The sequence below is a fragment of the Pseudomonas sp. SBB6 genome (assembly GCF_024213215.1).
In the GTDB taxonomy this organism is placed as follows: Bacteria; Pseudomonadota; Gammaproteobacteria; order Pseudomonadales; family Pseudomonadaceae; genus Aquipseudomonas; species Aquipseudomonas donghuensis.
In genome coordinates, this window is record NZ_JANAVH010000004.1 from 567,184 (window position 1) to 588,680 (window position 21,497).

Genomic DNA, 21,497 nt, shown 5'->3' on the forward strand with positions numbered 1-21,497 from the left:
TTTATTGATGATTGGCGATTTTTGTGACCGATTGGTCGCCATCGGGCAGAAAAAGAATGGCAAGTCAGGCGGATTGCCGTTACAACGCAGTGCGGTCTTGCTTCAGCGGCAAGCAGGTTCCAGGACCTGTGACCTATAACAATCACGTGTTTGGCCAGACAGGACCCCCGACAGAAACCGATGAAGACTCCAAAACGCATTGAACCGCTGGTTGAAGATGGACTGGTCGACGAAGTACTACGACCACTGATGAGTGGCAAGGAGGCTGCGGTGTATGTGGTCCGCTGCGGTCGGGAGCTACGGTGCGCCAAGGTCTACAAAGAAGCCAACAAGCGCAGTTTCCGCCAGGCCGCCGAGTACCAGGAAGGCCGCAAGGTGCGCAACAGCCGTCAGGCCCGGGCCATGGCCAAGGGCTCCAAGTTCGGCCGCAAGGAGGCCGAGGACGCCTGGCAGAACGCCGAAGTGGCGGCGTTGTTCCGCCTGGCCAATGCCGGTGTGCGGGTGCCCAAGCCTTATGATTTTCTCGATGGTGTGCTGCTCATGGAGCTGGTGGCCGACGAGTACGGTGATGCCGCACCACGCCTGAACGACGTGCACCTGGAGCCTGAACAGGCGCGGGAGTACCACACCTTCGTGATCCGCCAGATCGTGCTGATGCTCTGCACCGGCCTGGTCCATGGCGACCTCTCGGAGTTCAACGTACTGCTCGGGCCCGACGGCCCGGTGATCATCGACCTGCCGCAAGCGGTCGATGCCGCTGGCAACAACCATGCGTTCAGCATGCTTGAGCGCGATGTCGGCAACATGGCCGCCTACTTCGGGCGCTTTGCCCCGGAGCTCAAGCAGACGCGTTACGCCCGCGAGATGTGGGCGCTGTACCAGGCCGGCAACTTGCTCCCGGAAAGCCCGCTGACCGGGGTATTCGCCGATGATGAGCACAGCGCCGACGTTGATGGGGTGATGCGCGAGATCGACGCGGCACGCATCGATGAAGCCCGTCGGCGTGCGGCCAAGGCCGACGCCGAACGGGGTATGGTCAAGGACGAAGAACCGGCGCCGCCCTGGCTCCAGTAAGCGCCGTCAGTGACAGCAACTGCCGCCGGTTGCCAGGTCCTTGAGGATCGGGCAGTCCGGGCGGTCGTCGCCCTGGCAGTGGGCAACCAGCTCGCTCAAGGTGTCACGCAAGCTCACCAACTCCTCGATGCGCCGGTTGAGGTCATCGATATGCTGGCTGGCCAAGGCCTTGACGTCGGCGCTGGCGCGCTGCCGGTCCTGCCACAAGGTCAGCAGGCGGGCGACTTCTTCCAGGGAAAACCCCAGGTCCCGCGAGCGCTTGATGAATGCCAGCTGGTGCAGGTCTTCCTGCTGGTACAGGCGATAGCCGCTGTCGCTGCGCAAGGCCGGCTTGAGCAGGCCGATCGACTCGTAGTAGCGGATCATCTTCGCGCTCAGGCCCGAGCGGCGGGCGGCTTGGCCGATATTCATTGGGCATCGTCCTCAGGCGGGGTGGCCGGTTTCCAGGTTTTCAGCAATAGCGCGTTGCTGACCACGCTGACACTCGACAGGGCCATGGCGGCGCCGGCCAGCACCGGGTTGAGCATGCCGAAGGCGGCCAGGGGAATGCCGATCAGGTTGTAGATAAACGCCCAGAACAGGTTCTGGCGAATCTTGGCGTAGGTCTTGCGGCTGATCTCCAGGGCTGCCGGCACCAGGCGCGGATCGCCGCGCATCAGGGTGATTCCGGCTGCCTGCATGGCCACGTCGGTGCCGCCGCCCATGGCGATGCCGATGTCCGCAGCGGCCAGTGCCGGGGCATCGTTGATCCCGTCGCCGACCATCGCCACTACGCCGGACTGCTTGAGCGCGGCAACGGTGGCGGCCTTGTCGGCGGGCAGTACCTCGGCATACACGTCGGTGATGCCTAAGGCTTCACCCACCACCTTGGCGCTGCCGCGGTTGTCGCCGGTCAGCAGGTGGCTGCTGATGCCTTGCCCGGCCAGTTGCCGGACCGCTTGCCCGGCGCCAGGTTTGAGGCTGTCACCAAATGCGAACAGGCCCAGCACCCGCGCCTGCGGGCTGCGTTCGATCAACCACGACAGGGTGCGGCCTTCGGCTTCCCAAGCCTGGGCGCTGGCGGCCAGCTCGCCGGGTTGCAGGCCGCTTTCATCCAGCAGGCGACGGTTGCCCAGGGCCAGTTCGCGGCCATCGAGGCTGCCGGCGATACCGCGGCCGGTCAGTGACTGGCTGTTGCTGATAGCGGCCACAGGCAGGCCTTGTTCTTCACAGGCATCCAGCACCGCCTTGGCCAGCGGATGTTCGCTGCCGCGCTGCAGGGCGCCGGCCAGTTGCAGCAGATGCGCCTGCTCGCCCACCAGTGCCTGGCTGTGGACGATGCGCGGGCTGCCGGAAGTGAGGGTGCCGGTTTTGTCGAATACCACGCGGTTGACCGCATAGGCACGTTCCAGGGCTTCGGCATCCTTGATCAGGATGCCATGGCGGGCGGCGACACCGGTGCCGGCCATGATCGCCGTCGGTGTGGCCAGGCCCAAGGCGCATGGGCAGGCGATCACCAGCACGGCAACGGCGTTGATCAGTGCGTACTCCATCGGCGCGCCATCGAGCAGCCAACCAACCAGGGTGATCAGCGCCAGTACCAGTACGGCCGGTACGAACACCTGGCTGACCCGGTCTACCAGTTTCTGGATCGGCGCCTTGGCAGCCTGGGCGTCTTCGACCAGACGGATGATACGCGCCAGCACGGTTTCTGTGCCCAGGGCCAGGGTGCGGACCAGCAGGCGGCCTTCACCGTTGATCGCGCCGCCGGTGACCTTGTCGCCCGGCTGTTTCGGTACCGGCAGGCTTTCGCCGCTGATCAGTGCTTCGTCGGCGTGGCTCAGGCCTTCGATCACTTCACCGTCGACCGGGAAGCGTTCGCCAGGCTTGACCAGCACCAGGTCATGCAGGCGCAGTTCGCTGATGGCGACATCGCGCTCCTGGCCGTCGACCAGCAACAGCGCGCGTTCCGGGCGCAAGGCTTCCAGCGCGCGGATGGCGCTGGCGGTTTGCCGTTTGGCGCGGCTTTCCAGGTACTTGCCGAGCAGGATCAGGGCAATCACCACGGCCGAGGCCTCGAAGTACAGGTGCGGAATAATGCCGTCCCTGGTCGTGACCCATTGGTAGATACTCAGGCCGTAGCCGGCGCTGGTGCCGATTGCGACCAGCAGGTCCATGTTGCCGGCGCCGGCGCGCACGGCTTTCCACGCGGCGACATAAAAACGCGCACCGAGAATGAACTGCACCGGCGTGGCCAGGACGAACTGCGCCCAGGACGGCAGCATCCAGTGGATGCCAAAGGGCTGCACAAGCATCGGCAGCACCAGTGGCAAGGCCAGCAACACCGCCAGGGCCACCGACCAACGCTCTTTGCGCAGTCGCTGTTCGGCCTCGGCCTGGTTGACCTTGGCGCTCTGCGGCAAACTGGCGGTGTAACCGGCCTGGCTGACGGCGTCGATCAGCACGCTGCTGTCGATCTGGCCAAACAGCTGCAAGTGCGCGCGTTCGTTGGCCAGGTTGACGGTCACCTGCTGCACGCCCGGAACCTTGGCCAGGGCACGCTCGACGCGGCCGGCGCAGGAGGCGCAAGTCATGCCGCCGATCTGCAGTTCGAGGGTCTGGGATGGCACGCTGTAGCCGGCTTGCTCAACAGCTTCGAGCAGCGCTGGCAGGCTATCGGCCGGGGCCTGGACCCGGGCCTGCTCGGTGGCCAGGTTGACACTGACCTGTTCGGCACCGACGACCTTGCGCAGGGCGCGCTCGACCCGGCCAGCACAGCTGGCGCAGGTCATGCCGGCAATCGGCAGGTCGAACGTGGTAGATGCGGACATGGGGCACTCCTCCTTGGACAGGTCTCCAGCATCAACCTTGCCATGCGGGGAAGGTCAATAGCCCAGGCCGGCCCTGATCAGCTTGAGGCCATTCTGATCCACGGCAATGCGGTATTTATTGATCTCACCGGCCCTCAATGTCAGTTGCTGGCTGCGCTGATTCTCCAGGCCGTTCTGGCAGCCCGGCATTTGCGCCGGCAACAGGCGCAGGCGCACCGCGACCTGGCCCGGCGGCAGGTTGAACGAGGTCGACTGCTCCTGAAACAGCCGCGCCGAAAGCTGGTCATCGAGGTACACGCCAATCTCGCACGAAGTCGCCACTTCCAGGCGCTCGCGGGAAATGGTCAGAATGCTGTAGTCGGCATTGCCCTCGGCACTGGCCGGGGGAATCAGGCTCAATGCTCCCATCAGGCCGAAAAGGCCCAAAGCTGCCCTGCGCATGAATTCAAACTCCTGCAAATCGATTCTAAGGCTTGCAGCTTGGCGGAGCGGCGCGCCGATTTCCAGCCCGGCAGGCAATCCTCGTACTTGACCTTGCCCCGGTGGCAAGCTTGAGACTGCGCTCAAACCCCACAGGAGGCTGTTGCAATGCAAGTATTCACTGTTCAAGGAATGACCTGCGGCCATTGCGTCAAGGCTGTCACTCGCGCGGTTCAGGCCCAGGATGCAGACGCCAGGGTTGAGGTCGATCTGGGTCAGAAGCAGGTAAAAGTGCAGAGCGAGTTGCCGGCCGAGGAAATTCTCTCGGCGATTCGCGAAGAGGGCTACACGGCCGAAGCCGTCTGACCTCTGACGCCCGCGCGGTGGATAAAAGATTCATCGCGCAGGCGTAACTCGGTCAGCGAAACCCCGGCAGGGCGGTTAGACTAGCGGACTTGCTTAGCCTGCTACGGATTTCCGATGAACCTGCGAACCATCCTGATTCTCGGCGCCTTGAGTGCGTTCGGGCCCCTGGCGATCGACTTCTACCTGCCCGGTTTTCCGGCCATGGCGCTGGCTTTTGGCACCGACGAGAAGCATATCCAGACCACCCTCGCGGCGTACTTTCTCGGCCTGTCGATTGGCCAGCTGGCCTATGGACCAGTGGCCGACCGCTTTGGCCGGCGCATTCCGCTGCTGGTCGGGGTGACGCTATTTACCGTGGCGTCGCTGGCCTGTGCCTTTGCCCCGAGCCTCGACACGTTGATCGTGGCGCGCTTCGTCCAGGCTCTTGGTGGTTGCGCCGGGATGGTGCTGTCGCGAGCGATTGTCAGCGACAAGTGCGATGCGGTGGGGTCGGCCAAGGTCTTTTCGCAACTGATGCTGGTCATGGGCCTGGCGCCGATCCTGGCACCGATGCTCGGTGGCCTGATGGTCAACCTGTACGGTTGGCAGTCGATCTTTATCGCCCTGACCCTGTTCAGTGCCCTGTGCACCCTGGCCGTGGCGCTCGGCCTGCCGGAAAGCCTGCCGGCCAACCAGCCGCGCCAGCCGTTGTCCGGTGCCTTGCGCCAGTACGGGCGGCTGTTCAAGGAGCGCATCTTCCTCGGCCACGCCTTGACCGGTGGCATCGCCATTGCCGGGATGTTTGCCTATATCGCCGGTTCGCCGTTCGTCTTCATCAAACTCTACGGTGTGCCGGCCGAGCACTATGGCTGGCTGTTCGGCAGTAATGCCGCAGGGTTCATCCTGGTGGCGCAGGTCAACGCGCGGCTGCTGGCCAAGCGTGGCCCGGCCTTCTTGCTGGTGCGTGCGGTATGGGTTTACCTGGCGGCGGGGCTGACCCTGCTGGGGATCAGTGCATTGCACCCGACGGCGTTGTGGCCGTTGTTGATTCCGCTGTTCATTTGTATTGCCAGCCTGGGCTGCATCATCCCCAACGCCTCGGCCTGTGCCATGAGCGGGCAGGGCGCCCGGGCCGGCAGCGCTTCAGCACTGCTGGGTTGCCTGCAGTTCAGCGTGGCCGCCGGTGCCGCGGCGCTGGTGGGGGTGCTGCACGATGGCACGGCGGTGCCGATGGCCATCGTCATCAGCGTGTGCGGCCTGGCGGTGGTGAGCGTGGCGATGCTGACCCGGCGCTTGACTCTCAGCCGCTGCGTTTGAGCGGGTGCGGGGCCTGGAGCCGGGCTTGCAGGGTGTTGACGAAGGCGCGGGCCTCGGCCTCGCTGCGAAAGCTCACCACATGCTGGTCGAGCTGAACCTGCCATGGGCAGCCGGGCTTTTTTGCTGATGCACTGACCTGGATATTCATATCTGCATACCTGAGGTTGGCGTTGGCTGATGCATTGTAGCGCTGGCCACGGGGAGCGGAATGACCTGGGTCAGTTGTCGGACTGACGGTCGCGTGCGCCGCGAAAACGCGGCGCACGCGGTGTTTCAGAAACCTTCGAGAACGATCTTGCCCTTGGCTGCGCCGCTTTCCAGCAGGGCATGGGCGCGGCGCAGGTTGGCGGCATTGATGGTGCCGAAGTGCTCGCCCAGGGTGGTCTTGAGGGTGCCGTTGTCGATCAGTTCGGCAACCCGCTCGAGCAGGTTGTGCTGCTCGATCATGTCGGCGGTTTCGAACAGCGAGCGGGTGTACATGAACTCCCAGTGCAGCGACAGGCTCTTGCGCTTGAGCTTGGTGACGTCCAACTGCTTGGGGTCATCGATCAGTGCCAGTTTGCCTTGTGGCGCCAGGGCTTCGACCAGTTGATCGAGGTGCTGGTCAGTCTGGGTCAGGCTGGCGACATGGGTGACCTGCTCGATGCCCTGGGCCTTGAGCGCGGCAGCCAGCGGCTGGCTGTGATCGACCACCTGATCGGCGCCCAGCTTGCGCACCCAGTCCTGGGTTTGTGGGCGCGAGGCGCTGCCGATCACGGTGAGACCGGTCAGCGTGCTCGCCAGTTGAGTGAGGATCGAGCCGACACCGCCGGCGGCGCCGACGATCAGCAGGCTCTGGCCCTGGTCCTGCTGGCCTTCGGCGATTTGCAGGCGTTCGAACAACAGCTCCCAGGCCGTGATAGCCGTCAAAGGCAGCGCCGCAGCCTCGGCAAAGCCCAGGGTTTTCGGCATGTGCCCGACGATCCGTTCATCCACCACGTGCAGTTCACTGTTGCCGCCAGCACGGGCGATGGAGCCTGCGTAGTAAACCTTGTCGCCCGGCTGGAACAGGCTGACCTCGCGCCCCACCGCCTTGACCACCCCGGCCACGTCCCAGCCCAGCACCTTGGCGGCGCCGCCTTCTGGCGACACGTTCTGGCGAACCTTGGTATCGACCGGGTTCACCGAGATCGCCCGCACCGCCACCAGCAGGTCGCGTGGGCCTGGCTCGGGGGCTGGCAGTTCGATGTCCTGCAGGGCTGCCGGGTCGGTGATGGGCAGGGAGTGATAGTAGGCAATGGCTTTCATGGGGTGGTCCTTGGCGAATAGGGAATGAACCCATGATTGGCGCTTTCACTTGTCGTTAAAAGCCGATAAAACTACAGAATCTTTCAATATTTTTTTGATAATGGCGAGTGTCTCGGATGCGTATCGATGATCTGCAGTTGTTCGTTCGTGCCGCCGAGCTGGGCAGCCTGTCTGCTGCCGCGCGCTTGCTTGACCTGTCACCGGCAGTGGCCAGTGCTTCGCTCAAACGTCTGGAGCAGCAGTTGGGCGTGCGCTTGCTGGCGCGCTCGACCCGCAATCTGCGCCTGACCGCCGAGGGTGAAGGTTACTTGCAGCATGCCCGTTCCGCCCTGGCGAGCCTGGAGGAGGGGCAGCGAGTCCTGGCCCATGGGCAGGATCAGGTCAGCGGTACCCTGCTGTTGTCGGCGCCCTCGGATTTTGGTCGTAACGTACTCTTGCCCTGGCTCGACGAGCTGCAGGATGAACACCCGCAGCTTAACGTGCGCTTGCTGCTTGGCGATCGCAACGCCGACCTGTTTCGCCAGGCGGCGGACATCGCCCTGCGCTATGGCGCCCCGGAAGACTCCAGCCTGGTGGCCTTGCCGTTGTGCCCGGATAACCGTCGGGTGCTGTGTGCGTCACCTGTCTACCTGGCCCGCCACGGTGAGCCGGCCGAAGTGGCGCAACTGGCCGAGCACAATTGCCTGCTGTATCAGTTGGGCAGCCGTGTGCATGACCATTGGCGCTTTGGCGAGGGCGCCAGTGAGGTCGGTGTGAGCGTCAACGGTGATCGTTTTTGTGATGATGCCGATGTGGTCCGGCGCTGGGCGCTGGCCGGTGTCGGTATTGCTTACAAGTCCTGGCTGGATGTGGCCAACGATGTGCAGGCCGGGCGCCTCAAGTTGCTAATGCCGCAACTGCGTGGTGAAGCGGCGCCCCTGAACCTGATGTGCACCCACCGGGCGCAGTTGGGCAAACCCGTGCAGTTATTGCGAAATATGCTTCGAGCGCGTTGTCAGATAATGCTCGAGAAACTGCTGGGTTAAACTGCCCAAGAAGTTGCTATTACGTGATGCTCCTACATGGTTGGCATGCAATTCTTGTGAGTTTCAGCATAATTTGTTGTAGGTTTTATCGGGCGATTTGAACTTGATAATAATCCGTCAATTGCTAGCAAGATATGTAACATGGGGGTTGGGGTGTTCATGTCCAAACGTATCTTCAGTCTTGTGCCTGGCGGCCATTGCTGAGGTTGCCAATACCTTGGAAATCGACCGGATTACGTTAGCGCAACGCGGCTTATAATGGATCCAGCAGTCATTTCCAGCGAGAGATACTTCCATGTCCAGGTCGGCAAGTATTACCTCTCACTCAGACATCGCCTGGCCCTGGCCCGGGCTGACTGCCGGTGAGGTGCTTGACCGCAAGTAGCCTGAATAACTTTTGTATGTTCGTGTTGCAGGAGGAACACGATGACTTGATAACTTCCACTTCCTGCCGTTCTGGCATCGGACACCTCGCAGTAAATGCTGCCGACATGGTTAATCAATCGATATCAGACATGATCTCGCAGGGAGTTGAGATATGAAACCAGTAACGAGTATCAGCCAGATCGCCAGCTTGTTGGCAGACCCGAAACGCAGTGCGATGCTCTGGGCCTTGATCGATGGCATGGCGCGACCTTCCGATGAGCTCGCCAGCATGGCAGGGCTGACGCCTTCTTCGGCCTGCGCTCACCTGGCCAGGTTGTCGGCCAGTGGCTTGCTGACGCTGGAGCCGCGGGGGCGCAAACGTTATTTCAGGTTAGCCGCGCCGGAGGTTGGGGCGGCTGTCGAGGCGCTGGCCAGTGTCCAGGTCAAAACACCCGAAGACAGTCGCGAGCAGGAGGTGGGTGGCATTCCGTTGTCCATGCGCCGGGCACGGCTGTGTGGCGATCACCTAGGCGGCGAGCTGGCGGCCGATCTCTATCAGCGCCTGTTCGATGCCGGCTGGCTGGAGGGCAGCGAGCAGCACATCGATGTCACCCCGCATGGCCGTGCACAGTTCGCCGCTTACGGGATTTTCACCGAGGCCCTGGCCCAGCATCAACGTCGAAGCTTCAGCAGTTGCCGGTGCTGCAGCGAATGGAGCGACCACCGGCCACATCTGGGAGGCGCGCTGGGCAGCAGTCTGCTCAAGCTGTTTCTGCAGTCCGGCTGGATACGTGAGAGTGAAACATCGCGCATGTTGCAGATCAGCGCGACGGGTTTGGCACACATCAACCGCATAGCCCAGGTCCCAGTGTTGAAGACTGCCGGCTGAACCGAGGAGAGGCGCCTGCCTGGCAGGCGTCGTTGCGGCATTTGGCGAGGTCGCTGCTGACAATTCGCCAGAAGGCAGATGCCGTGACACTGGCGTTTGGACAACTTGCGGGGGATACCGGCATGGCAGCTCAGGACTACAGTGCAGCGCAGCGTCTGGAGCGCTTGCCGATCAGTGGTTACCACCGTCTGATTTTCATCATCATCGCCCTGGCGTTCTTCTTCGACTCCATGGACCTGGCGATGATGACCTTCCTGCTCGGCTCGATCAAAGCCGAGTTCGGCTTGAGTACGGCCCAGGCCGGGTTACTGGCCAGTTCGAGCTTCTTCGGCATGGTGCTGGGCGCATCGCTGTCCGGAATGCTCGGTGACCGTTACGGGCGCAAGCCGGTGTTCCAGTGGAGCATCGTGCTCTGGGGCCTGGCCAGTTACCTGTGCTCGACCGCGCAGTCGGTCGAAACCCTGACGTTGTATCGAGTACTGCTGGGGATCGGCATGGGCATGGAGTTTCCGATTGCCCAGTCGATGCTTTCGGAGCTGATTCCAGCCAAACGCCGCGGCCGCTACATTGCCCTGATGGATGGTTTCTGGCCCCTGGGTTTCGTTGCCGCCGGGGTGCTGTCCTATTTTCTACTGCCGCTGATTGGCTGGCGCGACATCTTCCTGGTGCTCGCAGTACCTGCGGTGTTTGTGTTGGCCATTCGCTTTTTCCTGCCCGAATCGCCGCGCTGGCTCGAGCAATCCGGTCGTCTGCTGGAGGCTGATACGGTGTTGCGTGGCATCGAGGCAAAGGTGATGAATTCGCTGGGCCTGCAGCAATTACCCGTACCGGTGCCATTGGCGCGAACGGCGCCGCAGGCACCGGGCTTTTTCTCGGCGTTCGTTGAGCTCTGGTCGACGCAGTACCGTCGCCGCACCCTGATGATCTGGAGTGTCTGGTTCTTTGCCTTGCTGGGCTTCTACGGCCTGACCTCGTGGCTCAGCGCGTTGCTGCAGCAGTCAGGTTTCGCTGTTACCCAGTCGGTGTACTACACCGTGCTGATTTCCCTGGGCGGGATTCCCGGTTTTCTCGTCGCGGCCTGGCTGGTGGAGGTGTGGGGGCGCAAGCCGACCTGCGTGATGACCTTGCTGGGTGGTGGTGTCATGGCCTACCTGTATGGGCAAAGTGCGGTGTTTGGCGGGCAGGTGGAGCTGTTGATCGGCACGGGGCTGCTGATGCAGTTTTTTCTGTTCGGTATGTGGGCAGTGCTCTACACCTACACTCCCGAGCTCTATCCCACTTCGGCGCGGGCTACCGGTTCGGGGTTTGCCTCGGCGGTCGGGCGTATCGGTTCGCTGCTCGGGCCGATGGTCACCGGCTTGCTGTTCCCGCTGGCCGGGCAGGGCGGGGTGTTCGCCCTGGGGGCACTGTGCTTTGCCGTGGCGGCGCTGGTGGTCGGGGTGTTCGGGGTCGAGACCCGCGGCAAGACCCTGGAGGAGCTGAGCGAGATTCAGGATTAACCTGTAGGAGCGGGCTTGACCCGCGATCGAGCGCTACCCGATGTGCAGGCTGCACTGGCCTCATCGCGGGTCAAGCCCGCTCCTACAGGTCCAGCTCCAATGTCAGGGTTTGACCAGCCGCGCATCCAGGCTGTTCTGCGCCAGGCGCCGCGCCTGGTCCTGGGTCATGCCCAGGTGCTCATGCAAGGCCTGGAAGTTCTCGGTGACGTAACCGCCGAAGTACGCCGGGTCATCGGAGTTGACCGTAACCTTCACGCCACGCTCGAGCATGTCGAGGATGTTGTGCTGGCTCATGTGCTCGAACACGCACAGCTTGGTGTTGGACAGCGGGCAGACGGTCAGCGGGATCTGCTCGTCGATGATCCGCTGCATCAGGCGCTCGTCTTCGATGGCGCGTACGCCATGGTCGATACGCTGGATCTTCAGCAGGTCGATGGCCTCCCAGATGTATTCGGGCGGGCCTTCTTCGCCGGCGTGGGCAACGGTCAGGAAGCCTTCGCTGCGGGCCCGGTCGAACACCCGCTGGAACTTGCTCGGCGGGTGGCCCATCTCCGAGCTGTCGAGGCCGACGGCAATGAAGGCATCACGAAACGGCATGGCCTGGTCGAGGGTCTTGTGGGCTTGCTCTTCACTGAGGTGGCGCAGGAAACTGAGGATCAGGCCGCTGCTGATGCCCAGTTGCTGCTGGCCATCCTTGAGTGCTGCTCTGATGCCATTGACCACAACCTCGAAAGGGATGCCGCGATCGGTGTGGGTCTGCGGGTCGAAGAACGGCTCAGTGTGAATCACGTTCTGCGCCTTGCAACGCTGCAGGTAGGCCCAGGTCAGGTCGTAGAAGTCCTGCTCGGTGCGCAGCACATCGGCGCCCTGGTAGTAGAGGTCGAGAAACTCTTGCAGGTTGTTGAACGCATAGGCGCTGCGCAGGGCTTCGACATCGTTCCAGGGCAGGGCAATCTTGTTGCGCTCGGCCAGGGCGAACAGCAACTCGGGCTCCAGCGATCCTTCCAGGTGCAGGTGCAATTCTGCCTTGGGCAGAGCGTTAAGCCAGTCGTACATAGTGGTGGAATCTCATCAGGTGCGGTTGCCGCCATTCTACAGAGGTTGCGCTGTCTACGCGGAGAAAGCTGACCAGGCGGTTCCCCCGGGCAACCTTCAACGATGGCGAAACCAACGCGATCGAGGGCATGACCCTCTTCGTGCGCTTCGCCACCGTCATCATGTTGGCATTGCTCGGCCGTTGAGCTTTCAGCCCGCGATCAGTTGTGCGGCGGCCTGACGGTGATCGGCGATCAGCGCCTGGACATCCAGCCCCTCGATCTGGCCATCGACAACCCGCCACTGGCCGCCGACCATGACCCGGTCGGCGCGGTCGGCGCCGCACAGCAGTAGGGCCGAGAGCGGGTCGTGGCTGCCGGAGAAGCGCAGCTCGTCGAGTTTGAACAGGGCCAGATCGGCCTGTTTGCCCACCGCCAGTTCGCCGATGTCGGTACGCCCGAGCAACTGCGCCGAGCCGCGGGTGGCCCAGCCCAAAACCAGTTCCGGCGTAATCGCCTCGGCGCCGTAGCGCAGCCGTTGCAGGTACAGGGCCTGGCGCGCTTCGAGGATCATGTTGGAGGCATCGTTGGAGGCCGAACCGTCCACGCCCAGGCCCACCGGCGCCCCGGCCCGGGTCAGTTCCAGGGTTGGGCAGATGCCCGAGGCCAGGCGCATGTTCGAGCTTGGGCAATGGCAGATGCCGGTGCCGGCAGCGCCCAGGCGGGCGATCTCGTCCGGATTGAAATGGATGCCATGAGCCAGCCAGGTGCGCGGGCCGAGCCAGCCGACGCTGTCGAGGTAATCGACCGTGCGCAGGCCGAAGCGCTGCAGGCAGAAGTCCTCTTCGTCGAGGGTTTCGGCCAGGTGAGTGTGCAGGCGCACGTCCAGCGCTTCGGCCAGATCGGCGCTGGCGCGCATGATTTGGGGCGTGACCGAGAACGGCGAGCAGGGCGCCAGGGCGATCTGGACCTGCGCACCTTCGCCACGCTCATGGTAGCTGTGGATAAGTCGCTGGCTGTCCGCCAGGATCACTTCGCCCTGTTGCACCGTCTGTTGCGGCGGCAGGCCGCCGTCGGCTTCGCCCAGGCTCATGGAGCCGCGGGTGAGCATGGCGCGCATGCCCAGTTTGCGTACCGCTTCGACTTGTACGTCGATGGCGTTTTCCAGGCCATCGGGGAACAGGTAATGGTGGTCGGCAGCGGTGGTGCAGCCCGACAGCAACAGCTCGGCCAGGGCCACGCGGGTCGCCAGTTCAAGCTTGGCCGGGGTCAGCCGGGCCCAGACCGGGTACAGGGTTTTCAGCCAGGGGAACAGCGGCTGGTTGACCACCGGCGCCCAGGCGCGGGTCAGGGTCTGGTAGAAGTGGTGGTGGGTGTTGATAAGTCCTGGCAACACCACGTGTTCACGGGCATCGAAGACTTGTCCACAGGGGCTGCCGGGGCTTTGCCCCAGGCCAAGTACTTGCTGGATACGGCCGTCTTCAATCACCAGGCCGCCACGGGCGTCGAGGCTGTTGGCTGTGAAGATGGCGAGGGGGTTTTTCAACCAGATGCGGGTCGCAGGCATGGTGCCGGCTCCTCTGAAAGTGGGTTCAGGTTAGCCAGCTCAGTGTTGCCCTGTCTGCTGATCCAGGTCCGCCGCGGTGGGCGAGGTGTCGAGTCTACACCCACCGCGCGGGGTTTCACCAGATCAGGCTTTCGCCCTTGTAATTGATGAATTGCAGGCCGCCTTTGCCACTGTGGGCGTGAACCTGATCGACCATGCCGCGGGTGCTGGTTGGCACATCGATGTCGGCGCCTTCACCGCCCATGTCGGTCTTGACCCAGCCCGGGTGCATGGCCAGCACGGTCAGTTGCGGTTCGCCGAGTTGCACCACGAAGCTGTTGATCATCGAGTTCAGTGCGGCCTTGCTGGCCTTGTACAGGCACAGTTCCGGCGCATCGGGAATGCTCACGCTGCCCAGTACCGAACTCATGAAAGCGATCACTCCGGTGTCTTTGCGCAGTTGCGGGGCGAAACGCTGGGCCACGCGAATCGGCGCCACGCTGTTGGTCATGAACAATTCGCCGACGTCAGCGAGCCTGGCCTGTTCCGGGTTCTGCTCCTCCGGGCCCTTGACCCCGGCGTTGACGAACAGCAGGTCGAAGGTGTGTGCAGCGAGGCGTTCCTGCAGTGCATCGAGCTGGCGGGCGTTGTTCATCTCAAGGGTTTGCACCTGCACCCGGGGCAGGGTGCTCAGGGCTTCGGCCTTGGCCAGGTCGCGGACAGTGGCAACCACATTCCAGCCATCTTCCACCAGGCGCTGCACCAGGCCAAGGCCCAGGCCGCGCGAGGCGCCGATGATCAGGGCGGTCTTGTTCGTGGACATAGGGAACTCCTTTCAAGGGGGCATCAATCGTTGATCAAAGAATAACCAGTCTAGCCAAGCCGTGGCCCAGCAAGCCGTTGGCGCAGGGGTGCACGGCTTATCCACAGTTTGCTCCACAGTATTTGTGTGCAAGCGTGAACGCTGGACACAAGCCTGTCAGGGCCGCTGTGCCATGGCAATAACTGGGGATAACTCGCTGATTTTTCGACAGTTGAAGCACTGTCATCAGATCTTGATCAAAATATGATCGTTCTTCTGCAGGCCCCGTGGTTAAAGGCTCACAGCCGAATGCTCAGAGCTTATCCACAGCCGGGCCCACAGTGAATGTGGGCAAATGTTCAGGCGTGTTCCAGCAGGATTCGGCCACGGCTGAGGTCGGCCAGCTGGCGCTGCAGCACTTCGATCTGTTCTTCGCCAAGGGCCAGGCGCAGGTCGACGCCATTGGCGGTGAACTGTTCGTCCAGTACTAGGCCATCGGCCTCGGCCACGCGCAGCTTGAGCAGCGCCAGTTCGCTGAAACTGCAGCTGCAGGTCAGTTCGCTGCGGCTGACCAGCAAGCGTTTTTCTGCTTGCTGCAGGCACTTATTGGCGCCACCGCCGTAGGCTCGAGCCAGGCCGCCGGTGCCCAGTTGGATACCGCCGTACCAGCGGATCACCAGCACCACCACCTGGTCGCAGTCCTGCGCCTCGATTGCTGCCAGGATCGGCCGCCCAGCGGTGCCGCCGGGTTCGCCGTCGTCGCTGCTGCGGTATTGCCCGCCAAGCTTCCAGGCCCAGCAGTTGTGGGTGGCGGCGAGGTCGCTATGGCTTTCGATGAAGTTCATGGCTTCGGCTGGGCTGCTGATCGGCGCAGCCAGGGTGATGAAGCGGCTCTTGCGAATCTCTTCGCGTAACTCGCAGGTGTCGAGCAGGGTAAAAGGCATAAGGCAGGTTCAGTCGCGAGGTGTCAGGCCACAGCCTTTGAGAATGATGTGGATAAGATTGTTGCTGGCATCTTCCATGTCCTGCTTGGTCAGGCGGCTGCGGCCGGTGACCTGGCAGATCTGGGTGGCGAAGTCGGCATAGTGCTGGGTACTGCCCCACAGCAGGAAGATCAGGTGCACCGGGTCGACCGGGTCCATCTTGCCGGCGTCGATCCAGGCCTGGAACACCGCGGCACGGCCCTTGAACCAGGCGCGGTAATCTTCGCTGAAATAGTCGCTCAGGCACTGCCCGCCGCTGATGATCTCCATGGCGAAGATCCGTGAAGCCTGCGGGTTGCGCCGGGAGAATTCCATCTTGGTGCGGATGTAGCTGCTCAATGCCTGGGCCGGATCATCGTCGACGGTCAAGGCGTTGAAGGTGCTGTCCCACAGCTCGATGATGTTGCTCAATACCGCCACATACAGGCCGAGCTTGTTGGTGAAGTAATAGTGCAGGTTGGCCTTGGGCAACCCGGCCTTGAGGGCGATGGTGTTCATGCTGGTGCCCTTGAAGCCGTGGCGGGCGAATTCGTCCTCGGCGGCCTGGATGATGGCCTGCTCGTTCTTCTGGCGAATGCGGCCGGCGGGCTTGCCCGAGACTTGGAGGCTATGCGCAGGGACTTCAAAGGTCATGAACGATTCCAGACAAGGCAATGGGTATCTCTTATGACTGGCTAACCTACCAGCATTAGCTCTCAGCGAGTAGCCGCCAGGCTTTCAAGGAAGCTTTCCAGTACCAGGTGCGGGCGCCGGCCTTTGCGCGTTACCCAGCACAGGCTCAGGTCGTAGAAGCGCTCGGCGGGCTTGAGCGCGCGCAAGCGGCCTTGCTGCACCCAGAACGTCGCGTAGTGGTCCGGCAGGTAGCCGATGTAGCGCCCGGTCAGAATCAGGAAGGCCATGCCTTCGCGGTCCGAAGCGCTGGCGGTGCAGTTCAGTGCCTGGTAATGGGCCTGGATATCGGCGGGCAGGCGGAAGGTCGGGGCGATGGCGTCCTGGCTGTTGAGACGCTCGTCGTCCAGTTGCCGATCGTCGGCATAGAACAGCGGATGGCCGACCGCGCAGTAGAGCAGCGAGCGTTCGCTGTACAGCGGCTGGTACTCAAGGCCCGACAGCGGGCTGGTCTGCGGCACCACGCCAACATGCAGGCTGCCATCGAGCACGCCCTGTTCGACCTGGCTGGGGGCGATCATGCGAATCTGGATGCGCACGTCCGGGCCGCGATCCTTGAGCTGGGCCAGGGCATGGGTAATGCGCATGTGCGGTAGGGTCACCAGGTTGTCGGTCAGGCCGATGTTCAGTTCGCCGCGCAAATGCTGGTGCAGGCCGTTGACTTCGGTGCGAAAGCTCTCCAGGGCGCTGAGCAACTGCAGCGCCGACTGATACACCTCGCGGCCTTCTTCGGTCAGCGAGAAACCGGCGCGCCCGCGCTGGCACAGGCGCAGGCCCAAGCGCTGCTCAAGGTCGCTCATCTGCTGGCTGATGGCCGAACGGCCGATGCCCAGCACGTTCTCGGCAGCCGAAAAACCGCCGCACTCCACCACGCTGCGGTAGATTTTCAACAGGCGGATATCGAAATCGCTGACCTGGGCCAGGGGTTGTGGACGTTTCACGCGATGCCTCTGCGTTCAGGGACATGAAAGGCACACAACATACGCTGATCAGACATTCTCGCGCCAGCGACGGGCCTGAACGATCAGGGCCGGGGCGAAGTGCAACAGCAGCATTCGCACCAGGTGATGAGACAGCACGAACACCACATTCAGCCCGCCGCTGAAGGCGACGATGGCGATGGTTTCGATGGCACCGGGCATGTAGGCCAGCCACAGGGTGAAGGGGTCGCTGCCCAGGACCTTGGCCGCCACCCCGGCAAAGGCTGCGGCGACCAGCAGCATCAGGCCCACGGACATCAGCCCGGCACTGCCGTGATGGATGAGCTCCTTGAGGCTGATTTCCCTGAACCTGGCGCCGATCAGCACACCGAGGATCAGCGCGGCGAAGTCCACGCTCCAGCCGGGCATGTGAAAAGCCTGCAGCAAGCCAAGCTTTACATAGGCCGCCGTGGCGATGATCGCCGTGAGCATGAAGGGTGCAGGAACACCAAGCTTGAGCAGCAGGCGCCCCAGCAGGATGCACAGGGCAAGCAGCGATGCCAGGGGCAGCAACAGGCTCGGGGTGAGCGAGGCGCTCGCGGCTGCAGGTGCATCGCTACCTGCGCGAATGCACAGGCTGACCAGCAGGGTGATCGACACCAGGCGCATCAGGTGCACGACGATCACCTTGCTGGAAGCCCGTTCCGACTCCAGCAAGTCGAACACCGCAGCCAGGGCGCCGGGGTAAACCGCCAGCAGCGAATCCTTGAGGCTCCAGCCGCAGCCCTTGAACAGCCACAGGCCGGCAATGCTGATCTGCGCACTCAGGCACAACAGCAGAAAACCCAGGCTCGGCAGGATGCTGGCCACTGTGGCGCTATCCCAGGCCTCGAACATCAGCCCGGTGGCGATACCCATGACCAGTTGCACATATTCCAGGCCAAAGCGCAGGTTGGGAGTAAAGCGCAGCCGGCTGACCAGCGTGGCACTGGCGACGATGGCGCCCAGCAGCAGTCCGTGAGGCACACCGGCAAACTGTACGGCGGCGCCAACCAGGGCGCAGGTCATTAAACACAGGATGGTTTTCATGGTGGGCGTGCTTGCGCGTCCTGCGCCAAGTCTCCTGAAGGGGGCCGCCGGCATCATGCGCCTTGCCGGGATGCATGGAAACACTTCGTAACATCCTTGCGACTGCAAGTTTTGAATGAATGTTTAACTAAAGTTGATCTGAAGATTAGAAAAGCCAGGTTTTCCAAACCTTATGCTCATGCCAATTTAGCTGCAACAACACTTGTCGCTGCCCAATTGCCTTGCGAGGACTTGTCCGATGAATCTGCCTGATAACGCTCCTGTCGGTCTGGCCAGCCAGCTCAAGCTGGACGCCCACTGGATGCCCTACACCGCCAACCGCAATTTTCAGCGCGATCCCCGGCTGATCGTCGCCGCCGAAGGCAGCTACCTGACTGACGACAAGGGCCGCAAGATCTATGACGCGCTGTCCGGCCTGTGGACCTGCGGCGCCGGTCACACCCGCAAGCAGATCCAGGAGGCGGTCTCGCGCCAGTTGGGCGTGCTCGATTATTCGCCGGCCTTCCAGTTCGGTCACCCGCTGTCGTTCCAGCTGGCCGAGAAGATCACCGAGCTGACCCCGGGCAACCTTAATCACGTCTTCTATACCAACTCCGGTTCCGAGTGCGCCGACACCGCGGTGAAGATGGTCCGTGCCTACTGGCGCCTGAAAGGCCAGGCCACCAAGACCAAGCTGATCGGCCGTGCCCGTGGCTATCACGGGGTGAACATCGCCGGTACCAGCCTGGGTGGCGTCAACGGCAACCGCAAGCTGTTCGGCCAGTTGCTCGACGTCGATCACCTTCCGCACACCCTGCTGCCGGGCAATGCCTTCACCAAGGGCATGCCGGAAGAGGGCGGTATCGCCCTGGCCGATGAAATGCTCAAGCTGATCGAGTTGCACGATGCCTCGAACATCGCCGCGCTGATCGTCGAACCGCTGGCCGGTTCCGCCGGCGTGCTGCCGCCACCCAAGGGTTATCTGAAACGCCTGCGGGAAATCTGCGACCAGCACAACATCCTGCTGATCTTCGACGAAGTGATTACCGGCTTCGGCCGCATGGGGTCGATGTTCGGTGCCGATGCCTTCGGCGTTACCCCGGATTTGATGTGTATCGCCAAGCAGGTCACCAACGGTGCCATCCCGATGGGCGCGGTGATCGCCAGCAGCGAGATCTACCAGACCTTCATGAACCAGCCGATCCCGGAATACGCGGTGGAATTCCCCCACGGCTACACCTACTCGGCGCACCCGGTGGCCTGCGCCGCCGGTATCGCCGCGCTGGACCTGCTGGAGAAGGAAAACCTGGTGCAGGCTGCCGCCGAACTGTCGCCGCACTTCGAGAAGGTGCTGCACGGGGTCAAGGGCGCGAAGAACATCATCGACATTCGTAACTACGGCCTGGCCGGGGCGATCCAGATTGCCGCCCGTGACGGCGATGCCATCGTGCGTCCGTACGAGATTGCCATGAAGCTGTGGAAAGCCGGCTTCTATGTGCGCTTCGGCGGCGACACCCTGCAGTTCGGCCCAACCTTCAACAGCCAGGCACAGGAACTGGATCGTCTGTTCGATGCGGTGGGTGAGGCCATCAATCAGGTCGATTGATCGTTCCTCTCTATATATAAGAAGCGGGCGCGAGTGATCTCGCGCCCAGGCATACCCCCTTTCTGGAGTTCTGCATGAGCACTGTTCAACACCTGATCAATGGCGAACTGGTTGCTGCCGACGCGCGCACCGCCGATGTCTTCAACCCGTCCACTGGCCAGGCTATCCACAAGGTCGCCCTGGCCAGCAAGCAAACCGTGCAGCAAGCCATCGATTCGGCCAAGGCCGCGTTCCCGGCCTGGCGCAACACGCCGCCGGCCAAGCGCGCCCAGGTGATGTTCCGCTTCAAGCAATTGCTGGAGCAGAACGAAGCGCGGATCTCCCAACTGATCAGCGAAGAGCACGGCAAGACCCTGGAGGACGCCGCCGGTGAACTCAAGCGCGGCATCGAGAACGTCGAGTTCGCCTGCGCTGCCCCGGAAGTGCTCAAGGGCGAGTACAGCCGCAACGTCGGCCCGAACATCGATGCCTGGTCCGATTTCCAGCCGCTGGGCGTGGTGGCCGGTATCACCCCGTTCAACTTCCCGGCCATGGTGCCGCTGTGGATGTACCCACTGGCGATTGCCTGCGGTAACTGCTTCATCCTCAAACCGTCGGAGCGTGACCCGAGCTCGACTCTGCTGATAGCCCAGTTGCTGCACGAAGCCGGCCTGCCGAAAGGCGTGCTCAACGTGGTGCATGGTGACAAGGAAGCGGTTGATGCGCTGATCGAGGCGCCAGAGGTCAAGGCCCTGAGTTTCGTCGGTTCAACGCCGATTGCCGAATACATCTATGCCGAAGGCACCAAGCGCGGCAAACGCGTCCAGGCCCTGGGCGGGGCGAAGAACCACGCGGTGCTGATGCCTGATGCCGACCTGGACAATGCCGTCAGCGCGCTGATGGGCGCAGCGTACGGTTCTTGCGGTGAGCGTTGCATGGCAATCTCCGTGGCCGTATGCGTTGGCGATCAGGTGGCTGATGCACTGATCGCCAAGCTTGAGCCGCAGATCAAGGCGCTGAAGATTGGTGCCGGCACTTCCTGCGGCCTGGACATGGGCCCGCTGGTTACCGCGGCGGCCCGTGACAAGGTGGTTGGCTACATCGACCAAGGTGTGGCTGCTGGTGCGCAGTTGGTGGTCGACGGCCGTGGCTACCGGGTTGCCGGTAACGAAGACGGCTACTTTGTCGGCGGCACTCTGTTCGATCGCGTAACCCCCGAGATGAGCATCTATAAAGAAGAGATCTTCGGGCCGGTACTCTGCGTCGTGCGTGTGGACAGCCTGGAAGAGGCGATGCGCCTGATCAACGAACACGAGTATGGTAACGGCACCTGCATCTTTACCCGTGACGGTGAAGCCGCGCGCCTGTTCTGCGACGAGATCGAAGTGGGTATGGTCGGCGTCAACGTCCCGCTGCCGGTACCGGTGGCTTACCACAGCTTCGGTGGCTGGAAGCGTTCGCTGTTTGGCGACCTGCATGCTTATGGCCCGGATGGCGTGCGTTTCTACACGCGCCGCAAAGCCATTACCCAGCGCTGGCCACAACGTGCCAGCCATGAAGCGTCGCAGTTTGCCTTCCCGAGCCTTTAAGCTCGGATAAAAAGGGGGAGGCCGTCAGGCCTCCCCCTTTGTTTTCGGGCTTTTTGACCTTTGCGACAGTTTTATTGCAATAAGCGCTTGACGCCCGATTTAATCTCTCTATAATTCGCCCCACTTCCGGCGCAGTCGGAACTGAAAACTTCTTGAGTTTCAAAGAGTTAGCGGTTCCAGGGTCATCCGGAGGGGCTTCGATCGAAAGATCGGCAGCGGTGAAAAAGGCAGTTGACAGCGGTTTGAAACGCTGTAGAATTCGCCTCCCG

Annotated in this window: 20 protein-coding genes; 8 read left to right on the top strand and 12 right to left on the bottom strand. The window is 62.7% G+C overall.

All coding sequences use genetic code 11. The annotated features are described in order from the left end of the window. The first annotated feature begins 180 nt into the window (after positions 1 to 180). Positions 181 to 1,074 (top strand): PA4780 family RIO1-like protein kinase, encoded by an 894-nt coding sequence (locus tag NLX68_RS11365; RefSeq protein WP_036995573.1) that lies wholly within the window; start codon positions 181 to 183, stop codon positions 1,072 to 1,074. 6 nt (positions 1,075 to 1,080) lie between these two features. Here NLX68_RS11365 and cueR read toward each other — a convergent pair whose 3' ends face one another. Genes cueR through NLX68_RS11380 form a run of 3 tightly spaced genes read right to left on the bottom strand, consistent with a single transcriptional unit; the run spans position 1,081 to position 4,325 of the window. Beyond that, a complete protein-coding gene (gene cueR / locus NLX68_RS11370) occupies positions 1,081 to 1,485 on the bottom strand; it encodes a Cu(I)-responsive transcriptional regulator (RefSeq protein ID WP_254284051.1) in 405 nt (134 codons plus the stop codon). Continuing rightward, entirely contained in the window at positions 1,482 to 3,884 is a 2,403-nt protein-coding gene (locus NLX68_RS11375) for a heavy metal translocating P-type ATPase (RefSeq protein WP_254284052.1), read from the bottom strand. The genes cueR and NLX68_RS11375 overlap by 4 nt, the downstream gene beginning before the upstream one ends. A 54-nt stretch (positions 3,885 to 3,938) precedes the next feature. Next, entirely contained in the window at positions 3,939 to 4,325 is a 387-nt protein-coding gene (locus tag NLX68_RS11380; RefSeq protein WP_254284053.1) for a hypothetical protein, read from the bottom strand. A gap of 147 nt (positions 4,326 to 4,472) precedes the next feature. Here NLX68_RS11380 and NLX68_RS11385 point away from each other — a divergent pair, with 147 nt between their 5' ends. Both NLX68_RS11385 and NLX68_RS11390 read left to right on the top strand, forming a co-directional pair. Continuing rightward, positions 4,473 to 4,670, top strand: a complete 198-nt coding sequence (locus NLX68_RS11385; RefSeq protein ID WP_010221741.1) for a heavy-metal-associated domain-containing protein — start codon at positions 4,473 to 4,475, stop codon at positions 4,668 to 4,670. 114 nt (positions 4,671 to 4,784) lie between these two features. After that, entirely contained in the window at positions 4,785 to 5,966 is a 1,182-nt protein-coding gene (locus NLX68_RS11390) for a multidrug effflux MFS transporter (protein WP_254284054.1), read from the top strand. On the opposite strand, the gene NLX68_RS11395 is transcribed toward NLX68_RS11390, so the two are convergent. Together NLX68_RS11395 and NLX68_RS11400 are read right to left on the bottom strand one after the other, a co-directional pair. Then, positions 5,950 to 6,114 carry a hypothetical protein gene (locus tag NLX68_RS11395; RefSeq protein ID WP_010221743.1) on the bottom strand — a complete coding sequence of 55 codons (165 nt, stop codon included), beginning with the start codon at positions 6,112 to 6,114 and terminating at the stop codon, positions 5,950 to 5,952. The two genes, NLX68_RS11390 and NLX68_RS11395, sit on opposite strands and share 17 nt — an antisense overlap. A 125-nt stretch (positions 6,115 to 6,239) precedes the next feature. Continuing rightward, entirely contained in the window at positions 6,240 to 7,253 is a 1,014-nt protein-coding gene (locus NLX68_RS11400; RefSeq protein ID WP_010221744.1) for a zinc-binding alcohol dehydrogenase family protein, read from the bottom strand. A gap of 116 nt (positions 7,254 to 7,369) precedes the next feature. On the opposite strand from NLX68_RS11400, the gene NLX68_RS11405 reads away from it, so the two are divergent. The 3 genes from NLX68_RS11405 (at position 7,370) to NLX68_RS11415 (ending at position 11,032) form a co-directional block, all read left to right on the top strand. Then, positions 7,370 to 8,278, top strand: coding sequence for a LysR family transcriptional regulator (locus tag NLX68_RS11405; RefSeq protein WP_254284055.1), 909 nt, complete (start codon positions 7,370 to 7,372; stop codon positions 8,276 to 8,278). Between the two features lie 538 nt (positions 8,279 to 8,816). Then, on the top strand, positions 8,817 to 9,533 hold the full coding sequence (locus NLX68_RS11410; protein ID WP_254284056.1) for a helix-turn-helix transcriptional regulator: 717 nt from the start codon (positions 8,817 to 8,819) through the stop codon (positions 9,531 to 9,533). 122 nt (positions 9,534 to 9,655) lie between these two features. After that, positions 9,656 to 11,032 carry an MFS transporter gene (locus tag NLX68_RS11415; RefSeq protein WP_254284057.1) on the top strand — a complete coding sequence of 459 codons (1,377 nt, stop codon included), beginning with the start codon at positions 9,656 to 9,658 and terminating at the stop codon, positions 11,030 to 11,032. Positions 11,033 to 11,134: 102 nt separating this feature from the next. Here the strand turns inward: NLX68_RS11415 and NLX68_RS11420 are convergent, their stop codons facing one another. The 7 genes from NLX68_RS11420 to NLX68_RS11450 all read right to left on the bottom strand — a co-directional run bounded on the left by NLX68_RS11420 (position 11,135) and on the right by NLX68_RS11450 (position 18,075). Next, the gene (locus NLX68_RS11420) at positions 11,135 to 12,088 is read right to left on the bottom strand and encodes an adenosine deaminase (protein ID WP_010221748.1); all 954 of its coding nucleotides are present in this window, start codon (positions 12,086 to 12,088) and stop codon (positions 11,135 to 11,137) included. A gap of 189 nt (positions 12,089 to 12,277) precedes the next feature. Then, complete coding sequence (locus NLX68_RS11425) at positions 12,278 to 13,633, bottom strand: 8-oxoguanine deaminase (protein WP_254284058.1); 1,356 nt, start codon at positions 13,631 to 13,633, stop codon at positions 12,278 to 12,280. 115 nt (positions 13,634 to 13,748) lie between these two features. Next, positions 13,749 to 14,435 carry an SDR family oxidoreductase gene (locus NLX68_RS11430; protein WP_010221750.1) on the bottom strand — a complete coding sequence of 229 codons (687 nt, stop codon included), beginning with the start codon at positions 14,433 to 14,435 and terminating at the stop codon, positions 13,749 to 13,751. A gap of 338 nt (positions 14,436 to 14,773) precedes the next feature. Then, complete coding sequence (locus NLX68_RS11435) at positions 14,774 to 15,358, bottom strand: YigZ family protein (RefSeq protein WP_254284059.1); 585 nt, start codon at positions 15,356 to 15,358, stop codon at positions 14,774 to 14,776. A gap of 9 nt (positions 15,359 to 15,367) precedes the next feature. Further along, positions 15,368 to 16,030, bottom strand: coding sequence for a TetR/AcrR family transcriptional regulator (locus tag NLX68_RS11440; protein ID WP_254284060.1), 663 nt, complete (start codon positions 16,028 to 16,030; stop codon positions 15,368 to 15,370). Between the two features lie 62 nt (positions 16,031 to 16,092). Then, entirely contained in the window at positions 16,093 to 17,007 is a 915-nt protein-coding gene (locus NLX68_RS11445) for a LysR family transcriptional regulator (protein WP_254284061.1), read from the bottom strand. A 48-nt stretch (positions 17,008 to 17,055) separates the two neighbouring features. Next, positions 17,056 to 18,075 carry an AbrB family transcriptional regulator gene (locus NLX68_RS11450; RefSeq protein ID WP_254284062.1) on the bottom strand — a complete coding sequence of 340 codons (1,020 nt, stop codon included), beginning with the start codon at positions 18,073 to 18,075 and terminating at the stop codon, positions 17,056 to 17,058. Between the two features lie 238 nt (positions 18,076 to 18,313). Between NLX68_RS11450 and NLX68_RS11455 the strand changes: the two genes are divergently transcribed. Next, positions 18,314 to 19,660: an aspartate aminotransferase family protein gene (locus tag NLX68_RS11455; RefSeq protein WP_254284063.1), complete on the top strand. Its 1,347-nt coding sequence runs from the start codon at positions 18,314 to 18,316 to the stop codon at positions 19,658 to 19,660. A 74-nt stretch (positions 19,661 to 19,734) separates the two neighbouring features. Further along, positions 19,735 to 21,228 (top strand): CoA-acylating methylmalonate-semialdehyde dehydrogenase, encoded by a 1,494-nt coding sequence (locus NLX68_RS11460; protein ID WP_036995578.1) that lies wholly within the window; start codon positions 19,735 to 19,737, stop codon positions 21,226 to 21,228. The last annotated feature ends 269 nt before the right edge of the window (positions 21,229 to 21,497 follow it).

Bases quoted from the DNA above. Each gene is read 5' to 3' on its own strand.
- NLX68_RS11365 (WP_036995573.1), top strand. From the start codon at position 181: ATGAAGACTCCAAAACGCATTGAACCGCTGGTTGAAGATGGACTGGTC.
- cueR (WP_254284051.1), bottom strand. From the start codon at position 1,485: ATGAATATCGGCCAAGCCGCCCGCCGCTCGGGCCTGAGCGCGAAGATG.
- NLX68_RS11375 (WP_254284052.1), bottom strand. From the start codon at position 3,884: ATGTCCGCATCTACCACGTTCGACCTGCCGATTGCCGGCATGACCTGC.
- NLX68_RS11380 (WP_254284053.1), bottom strand. From the start codon at position 4,325: ATGCGCAGGGCAGCTTTGGGCCTTTTCGGCCTGATGGGAGCATTGAGC.
- NLX68_RS11385 (WP_010221741.1), top strand. From the start codon at position 4,473: ATGCAAGTATTCACTGTTCAAGGAATGACCTGCGGCCATTGCGTCAAG.
- NLX68_RS11390 (WP_254284054.1), top strand. From the start codon at position 4,785: ATGAACCTGCGAACCATCCTGATTCTCGGCGCCTTGAGTGCGTTCGGG.
- NLX68_RS11395 (WP_010221743.1), bottom strand. From the start codon at position 6,114: ATGAATATCCAGGTCAGTGCATCAGCAAAAAAGCCCGGCTGCCCATGG.
- NLX68_RS11400 (WP_010221744.1), bottom strand. From the start codon at position 7,253: ATGAAAGCCATTGCCTACTATCACTCCCTGCCCATCACCGACCCGGCA.
- NLX68_RS11405 (WP_254284055.1), top strand. From the start codon at position 7,370: ATGCGTATCGATGATCTGCAGTTGTTCGTTCGTGCCGCCGAGCTGGGC.
- NLX68_RS11410 (WP_254284056.1), top strand. From the start codon at position 8,817: ATGAAACCAGTAACGAGTATCAGCCAGATCGCCAGCTTGTTGGCAGAC.
- NLX68_RS11415 (WP_254284057.1), top strand. From the start codon at position 9,656: ATGGCAGCTCAGGACTACAGTGCAGCGCAGCGTCTGGAGCGCTTGCCG.
- NLX68_RS11420 (WP_010221748.1), bottom strand. From the start codon at position 12,088: ATGTACGACTGGCTTAACGCTCTGCCCAAGGCAGAATTGCACCTGCAC.
- NLX68_RS11425 (WP_254284058.1), bottom strand. From the start codon at position 13,633: ATGCCTGCGACCCGCATCTGGTTGAAAAACCCCCTCGCCATCTTCACA.
- NLX68_RS11430 (WP_010221750.1), bottom strand. From the start codon at position 14,435: ATGTCCACGAACAAGACCGCCCTGATCATCGGCGCCTCGCGCGGCCTG.
- NLX68_RS11435 (WP_254284059.1), bottom strand. From the start codon at position 15,358: ATGCCTTTTACCCTGCTCGACACCTGCGAGTTACGCGAAGAGATTCGC.
- NLX68_RS11440 (WP_254284060.1), bottom strand. From the start codon at position 16,030: ATGACCTTTGAAGTCCCTGCGCATAGCCTCCAAGTCTCGGGCAAGCCC.
- NLX68_RS11450 (WP_254284062.1), bottom strand. From the start codon at position 18,075: ATGAAAACCATCCTGTGTTTAATGACCTGCGCCCTGGTTGGCGCCGCC.
- NLX68_RS11455 (WP_254284063.1), top strand. From the start codon at position 18,314: ATGAATCTGCCTGATAACGCTCCTGTCGGTCTGGCCAGCCAGCTCAAG.
- NLX68_RS11460 (WP_036995578.1), top strand. From the start codon at position 19,735: ATGAGCACTGTTCAACACCTGATCAATGGCGAACTGGTTGCTGCCGAC.